The 6460-nt window shown below is 60.6% G+C and carries 9 protein-coding genes and 1 other annotated feature; all 9 genes read right to left on the bottom strand.

Annotated features, from left to right (window positions below; all coding sequences use genetic code 11):
- Positions 1 to 490, bottom strand: a 490-nt coding sequence (gspM, locus tag CZ203_RS14640; RefSeq protein WP_159456398.1) for a type II secretion system protein GspM, incomplete at its 3' end; no start/stop codon positions are given.
- Positions 487 to 699 (bottom strand): hypothetical protein, encoded by a 213-nt coding sequence (locus CZ203_RS06755; RefSeq protein ID WP_087065372.1) that lies wholly within the window; start codon positions 697 to 699, stop codon positions 487 to 489. The genes gspM and CZ203_RS06755, both read right to left, overlap by 4 nt.
- Before the next feature lie 387 nt (positions 700 to 1086).
- Positions 1087 to 1998, bottom strand: coding sequence for a type IV pilus biogenesis protein PilM (gene pilM / locus CZ203_RS06745; protein ID WP_087065370.1), 912 nt, complete (start codon positions 1996 to 1998; stop codon positions 1087 to 1089).
- A 12-nt stretch (positions 1999 to 2010) separates the two neighbouring features.
- Positions 2011 to 3195, bottom strand: a complete 1185-nt coding sequence (locus CZ203_RS06740) for a type II secretion system F family protein (RefSeq protein ID WP_087065369.1) — start codon at positions 3193 to 3195, stop codon at positions 2011 to 2013.
- Positions 3196 to 3211: 16 nt separating this feature from the next.
- Positions 3212 to 3985, bottom strand: a complete 774-nt coding sequence (locus tag CZ203_RS06735) for a prepilin peptidase (protein WP_087065368.1) — start codon at positions 3983 to 3985, stop codon at positions 3212 to 3214.
- A gap of 73 nt (positions 3986 to 4058) precedes the next feature.
- The gene (locus CZ203_RS06730; protein WP_087065367.1) at positions 4059 to 4478 is read right to left on the bottom strand and encodes a type II secretion system protein; all 420 of its coding nucleotides are present in this window, start codon (positions 4476 to 4478) and stop codon (positions 4059 to 4061) included.
- Between the two features lie 71 nt (positions 4479 to 4549).
- Complete coding sequence (locus tag CZ203_RS06725; RefSeq protein ID WP_159456396.1) at positions 4550 to 4969, bottom strand: prepilin-type N-terminal cleavage/methylation domain-containing protein; 420 nt, start codon at positions 4967 to 4969, stop codon at positions 4550 to 4552.
- Between the two features lie 247 nt (positions 4970 to 5216).
- The gene (gene rplL, locus CZ203_RS06715; RefSeq protein ID WP_087065364.1) at positions 5217 to 5594 is read right to left on the bottom strand and encodes a 50S ribosomal protein L7/L12; all 378 of its coding nucleotides are present in this window, start codon (positions 5592 to 5594) and stop codon (positions 5217 to 5219) included.
- Between the two features lie 86 nt (positions 5595 to 5680).
- Positions 5681 to 6253 (bottom strand): 50S ribosomal protein L10, encoded by a 573-nt coding sequence (gene rplJ / locus CZ203_RS06710; protein ID WP_087065363.1) that lies wholly within the window; start codon positions 6251 to 6253, stop codon positions 5681 to 5683.
- A gap of 29 nt (positions 6254 to 6282) precedes the next feature.
- Positions 6283 to 6424 (bottom strand) — a sequence feature (ribosomal protein L10 leader region).
- Positions 6425 to 6460: the final 36 nt, after the last annotated feature.

Raw genomic sequence — 6460 nt, 5'->3', positions numbered from 1 at the left:
CGGCCGTGCCGCCGTCCGCCGCGCCTGTGCCATCCGCCGCCGTACCGGCAGCGGCGGCTTCGGAGGGGATTTCCTCCGTGTTTGCCATATCCTCCTGCGCGGCGGGTTCGGGCGGCTCGGTCAGGTACGGGTAGACCGCCGCGTCCTCCGCCGCGGAAATGGACAGGCTGACCGGCGTAAGGCCGTGCTTAAGCAGCATGCCGGTGACGAGCTGGTCGGCCTGGTCGGCCGTCATGGGGGCGTAAAAGCTGAGCGCGCTGGACGCGAGCGATTCCCGCCCGCTTTGCAGCGCCGTATGGTAGGCCTCGGCCTGCGCGATCTCCTGGGACATCTGCTCCTGCGAGAAGCGTTTGTCCTGGAGCTGCATTTCCACATCATTCAGTTGGGTCAGGGCGGGGAAGATCAGCAGCATCAGCCCCGCGACGACGATCACGCAGCACAGCAGGACGTAGAGCAGGGTTTTTTCGCGCCGGGTAAACTGGTAGCTCATGATGCGTCACCGCCCTTCCGCAAGCAGCTTGCGCTGAAGTAATACATCCCGTCGGTATCGGACAGGTAGCCGGTATAGCTGATGTCGCTGAACAGGCCGGTACCGCGCAGGCGCTGCACAAAAACCGGCGCGTCCGTGACGTTGGCGGACTGCGCGCTGACGGTCAGCACCCCGGTATCCTCCGTATATTCCATATGCAGGATGGTCACGCCGCCCGACGCCGCGGCGTACAGGTGGGCGAAGGCCCCGGTATCGAAGACGGGCAGGGTGGCGAGCGCGTCCCGCGTGTCGTCCAGGCGGCGCAGCTCGGCCTNAGATGGGTAAAAGAGACGGGTGCGGCCTGGGTCTTGGCGAGCCACTGGCGGGACTGCTGCTGCGAAAGCAGGTTCTGCGGATCCTCCAGGTAGCTGCTGGCCGCGGAGAGCGCCGCCCCCTGCTGGTACAGGCGGAAGGCCATCCCGCCGTAGGCCAGCGCGACCGCAACGGCCAGCACGATGGGCAGCGCGATCAGGGCGCGCTTTTTGCCCGGCCCCTGCTGCCCCTCCGGCCGTTCGTGCAGCACTTGCAGGAAGTTGATATCCTTGTGTTTGAGGCGTTTAGCCACGGCGGCCGCCCCCTTTCCGCAATAGGTTGCCGGTCGGGTAAAGCAGGGCGCCGAGATGGTACCCGTTGCAGTCGGCCTGGATTTCCGGGAAATCCGGCAGCGGGGCGACCGGCGCGTTCAGCGCGGAGGAGATCATGTCGCACAGCGCGCCGTCGGCCTCGCCCAGGCCGCACAGGTAGATCGCGGAGAGCGCGGTATCGCGCTGCTGCGCGCGGTTGAACTGGATCATCGAGGAGATCATGTTCGTGACCTCCATGGCCGCTTCCGGCGTGCCGCGCTCCGCGAGCAGGCGGGTACGGTTGGTCAGCGCGTAGTGCCCCTCTGCGAACAGGGAGGACACCAGGCTGCTGCCGTCCAGCACGCTGATGACGAAGGTCTTCCCCGCGAGCGCGGGCAGGTACTGCGCCAGGTGGACGACCGTACTCAGCGAAATGTCGATCGACTGCAGGCGGATGCCGCAGCGCTCAAACAGTTCGGTGTAATTCTGCGCCATGCGGCGCTCCATCGCGCTGCACAGGATGATGCCGCCTGGGCCTTCCGGGTTGCGGCGGGAAATGACGCTGTAATCGTACAGCAGGTCCTCGTAGGTATCGCTGTATTCAATGAACTCGCCGTGGATCAGGTGCAGCATCTGCCGCCGCCGCAGCGGGGGCACGGCGATGCGCTTGACGAGGATCGAGCCGGAATCGACCACCAGGTCGACGTCCTTGTCCGGCAGGCTGCCGCTCTCGGCCAGGCTGCTGAGGACGTCCGCGAGCGCCGCGTCGTTCGTGATAACGCCGTTGATCATGGCGCCCTCGGGCAGGGGGGCGCGGGCGCAGGAGGCGATGCGGACGCCTTTGCCGCGCACCGTGCCGCGCACGACCTGCACGGCGTCCGCCGAAAGATAGACCGATGTTTGCATATGTACCCCCTGTCAACCGATGGTGTTGTAAATATCGAAGATCGGCAGCATGACGGAAATCATGATGGCGCCGACCACAATCGCCATGAAGACGATCAAAATAGGCTCGATAAACGTTGTGAGCTTCTGGGTTGCCATTTCGCCCTCGTAATCGAAGGAGTCCGCGGTCGATTCGAGCATCGCGTCCAGGCGGCCGGTCTCCTCGCCGACCTGGATGGTCGCGGCAAGCTTGGGATCAAAGCCGTCGAGCGGCGCAATGGCGTAGGAAAGCGACATGCCCTCGCGCACCTGGCGCAGCACGATATCGAACTGCGCGGCCAGATAGCGGTTGCCGACCGTGTCGCGGCTCATGGCGATCGCGTCGATCATGGGCAGGCCGCTGGAGTAGAGCGAGCTGAGCGTCCGCGAGAAGCGGGCGGTATAGATCGTGCGCATCAGCTTGCCGATCACCGGCATATGGAGCTTGGTGCGGTCGATCCCGTAGCGCACGGCGGGCATGGTCAGCGCAATGGCGAGCACGCCGATAAAGGCGAGCACGCCGATCAGCACCGCGCCCCAGTGCTGTGTCAGCCCGGTGCTGATGGCCATGACGACCTGCGTCGGCACCGGGAGCACCATGTCCTGGAACATGTCGAAAAAGTTCGGCAGGACGAAGGTGAAGATGCCGATCACGACCAGCACGGTGATGCACAGCAGGATCACCGGGTAGATGACCGCGCTGATGATGCGGTTGTGCAGGCGGTGTTCCTTTTCGTAGAACGTCGCCATTTTGAGCGTGACGGAATCCAGCGTGCCGCTGGACTCGCCCGCGTAGACCATGCCGATCAGCAGTTCCGGGAACGCGCCGTGCTGCCCGCGCATCGCCTCGGACAGGGAGCGGCCGCGCTGGAGCGCGTCATAAAGGCCTTGGTAGACGCGCTTGATGCGCTTTTTTTGGTCGCGCTGGAGCAGGATGCCCACGGCGCGCAGCAGCGTGACGCCGGAGGACAGCATCATGCCGATCTGCCGGCAGAACTCGGAGAGCTGCAGCGCGTTGAGGTGCGTGCGGCCATGGTCGCGCTCGGCTTCGCGGCAGGACATCAGGAACAGCCCCTCCGCGCGCAGGCGTGTGACGAGCTGGCGCTCGTCGGGCGCGTCCGCCGCGCCGCGCACGGCCTTGCCGGCCGTATTTCTGGCAGTATAGCGATAAGTTGGCATAGGCCAGGTCCTTTCTTTACAGGATTCCGCAAAAGGCGAGGTACCACCGGATCATCACGTCGCCCCACAGCAGGGAGAGGAACACGCCGCCGGAAAGGCAGGGGCCGAAGGGGAAGTGGCTGTGCCGGTCGCCACGGCGGCGCACCAGGAGCCGTACCGCGGCCGCCAGGCCGAAGAGCAGGCCGAGGAACCCGGCGAGCAAGATGCGCTGCCAGCCGAGCAGCAGGCCGCAGACCGCCATCAGCTTGATATCGCCGCCGCCGAAGCAGTCGGGGATCAGCAGCGTGAGTAGCAGCATGGGCAGGCTGACGGCAAAAAAGCCGATGGCGCGCGCGGCGAGGCCGGGGCCGGGCATGACGAAATAGGACGCGACGGCAGGTACCGCGAGCGCAACGAGCAGCCCGTCCGGGATGGTCATGGTGTCCGCATCGATCAGGGACAGCGGGAGCAGCACCGCGGCCACGGCAAAGGCGGTAAGCGCCTGCAAATGGAAGCCGTAAACCGCACAGCACAGCACGGCGAGCGCGCCGCCCGCGGCTTCGACCAGCGGGTAACGCGCCGCGATCGGCTGGCCGCAGTCCCGGCATTTCCCTTTCAGTATAAACCAGCTGAGTACCGGAATCAAATCATAGGGGCGGATTTTTGCGTGACAGCGCGGGCAAAAGGAGCGCCCCTCGGCCACGGACAGGCCGTTCGGCACGCGGTAAACCACCACGTTGAGGAAACTGCCGATGATGGAACCAAAGGCAAAAACAAAGGCATATAGCGCAAAAACCGCAAGATAATACATGATTTGCGTCCTTTCAGGCTGTATAGAAGAAATCCCCCAGGCCGATGGCGGCGGGGGGATTCGGGGTTCATTATTATTTTACCACAGTAAAAGCGCCTGTGCCACCATCATATGCGACTTCGCAGCCGTTTTGTGCCGTGTACGTAAACGAATCGACCTTGCCGTCCTTGAAGGAAATCACAGGTGTGCTGTTTGCAAGGTTGGAATCCAGGTAATTTTGGTTGACGTCGCCCTCCAGATAGGGCTTGAGCAGGTTGGGCTTGATGGCCGGGACGGTTTGATTGGCCGCATATTCTTCCGCGCAGTAGGCTTGCGCGGCGCTCAGGACGAGGTGCGCTTCCCCCAGCGCGGACTTTTCCCGCGCTTGGCTGATCCAGCCGGTCAGCTTCGGGACAAGCAGCGCCGCCAGGATCGCGAGCACAACCAGTACGACGATGGCCTCGACGAGCGTAAAGCCGCGGCGGCCCTGTAATTTACTTTGCAGCCGTGCCATGGGGCGCCCCTCCTTTCAGGGTGAGAAAAGCGCCGGGAGCGCCACTTACGGCTCCCGGCGCTATATCTGTTTTATGTTGTTTTCTGCTTATCAAAAGATGCAGAGGTGTTACCGCTTCCAGGCGTATATACTACAGTAATGCCGTTACTGCCCGTATACGAAAAAGATTCGACTTTGCCATTTACATCATAAGAAATCGAAGCTGGAATGCCGCTTTCGTTGACATCGCCAGTGACAAAACCCGTGATATCATCTTTGCTTACGCTACCTTTTCCACTTGCTTTTGCATATTTTTCAGAAGCGGCTGCCTGTGCTGCGCTTAATACCAGATGCGCTTCCCCAACAACTGCCTTTTCCTTTGCCTGGTCGATCCAGCCGGTGAGCTTCGGGACGAGCAGTGCCGCCAGGATCGCGAGGATTACGAGGACTACAATAACCTCAACAAGGGTGAAACCTTTGCGGTTATGGATCCGCTGTAACAATTTAGCCATAATCATTCATCCTTTCAATCTCTTTGTAACTTTTCTTTGTGTTTACAGTATAGCAGACGGGCGGGGAAATGCAAAGGAAGAAAGATACAAATTTCAAATAAAACTCAAGAAAAATGGCGAAAACGTAACTCACGGTTACATCACATGCATAGGGCTTGGAAATGAAAAAGAAATGTAACGGCTTGCCGGCGGCAGGCAAAAAAAGAAGCCCCCGCTTTCCAGCAGGGGCTTCTAAAAAGGGTACAGATTACTTCAGGGTAACCTTTGCGCCAGCTTCCTCGAGCTGAGCCTTGATGGACTCGGCCTCTTCCTTGGAAGCCTGCTCCTTGATCACAGCCGGAGCGCCGTCAACCTTCTCCTTGGCCTCCTTCAGGCCCAGGCCGGTGATCGCACGGACAACCTTGATGACGTTGATCTTGGAAGAGCCGGCGTCGGTCAGCTCAACGTCGAACTCGGTCTGCTCAGCAGCAGCCGCGCCCGCGTCGCCGCCTGCAGCAGCGCCGCCAGCAATCGCGACGGGGGTAGCGGAAACGCCAAATTCTTCTTCAAGAGCCTTTACCAGCTCGGAAAGCTCAAGAACCTTAAGCTCTTTTACGGCTTCCATAATCTCGGTAACCTTAGACATGGTATTTTACCTCCAATAATTTTGAATTTATATTCCGTTTATGAACAAACGAAAAAGTGTGGCGCCTGCGGTGTTAGGCCGCGGGCTTATTCGGCAGCGGCTTCCTCAGCCGGGGCTGCTTCTTCCTTGGCAGCAACCAGGGTGCTGACCAGGGCTTCGCCATCCTCAGACTTCTTGGCGATCGCGTCAAGCGCAATTGCGAGCTGCATGATGGGGAAGTTGAAAGAGTACAGGGTCTGCGCGATAAGGACTTCCTTGCTCGGCATCGCGGCCAGGGCCTTGACCTCTTCGGCCGGGATTACCGCGCCCTCGAGGAAACCAACCTTGACGTTGAAGTTCTCGTGGGTCTTCGCGTAATCGCACAGGATCTTCGCCGGGGCGATGACGTCCTCCGTCGTGCTGATGGCGACCGCGGTCGTGCCGCTCAGGTGCTCTTCAAACCCGTCGAAGCCAAGCTCCTTGGCCGCGAAACGGATCAGGGTATTCTTGACGACGGCATAATCAACGCCGGCGGCACGCAGCTCACGGCGGAGCTTGGTGTCATCCTCTACGTTGATGCCCTTGTAGTCGACCAGAACGCCAGCGGGGGAGTTCTTGATCTTTTCGACCAGGGAAGTAACCAGTGCTTTCTTTTCTTCCAGAACCTTTGCGTTAGGCATCGTATTTCACCTCCTGTATGGTAATGCGACAGCGCATTAAAAATGCCCTCCTGCCAAAGACAGGAGGGCACAAAAAAGCATAAACAGTTTTGTGTTGACCTCGGCGGGCGGCGGGATCGCCTTTCAAGCCTTGCGGCTGCCTGCTGTCTTTGACCAAGCTATTAAATTATAGCAGGTGGGCTGTGTTTTGTCAACACAAAAAATGCT

The sequence above is a fragment of the Intestinibacillus massiliensis genome, assembly GCF_900155735.1.
In the GTDB taxonomy this organism is placed as follows: Bacteria; Bacillota; Clostridia; order Oscillospirales; family Butyricicoccaceae; genus Intestinibacillus; species Intestinibacillus massiliensis.
This window is presented reverse-complemented; position numbering and strand designations above follow the sequence as displayed.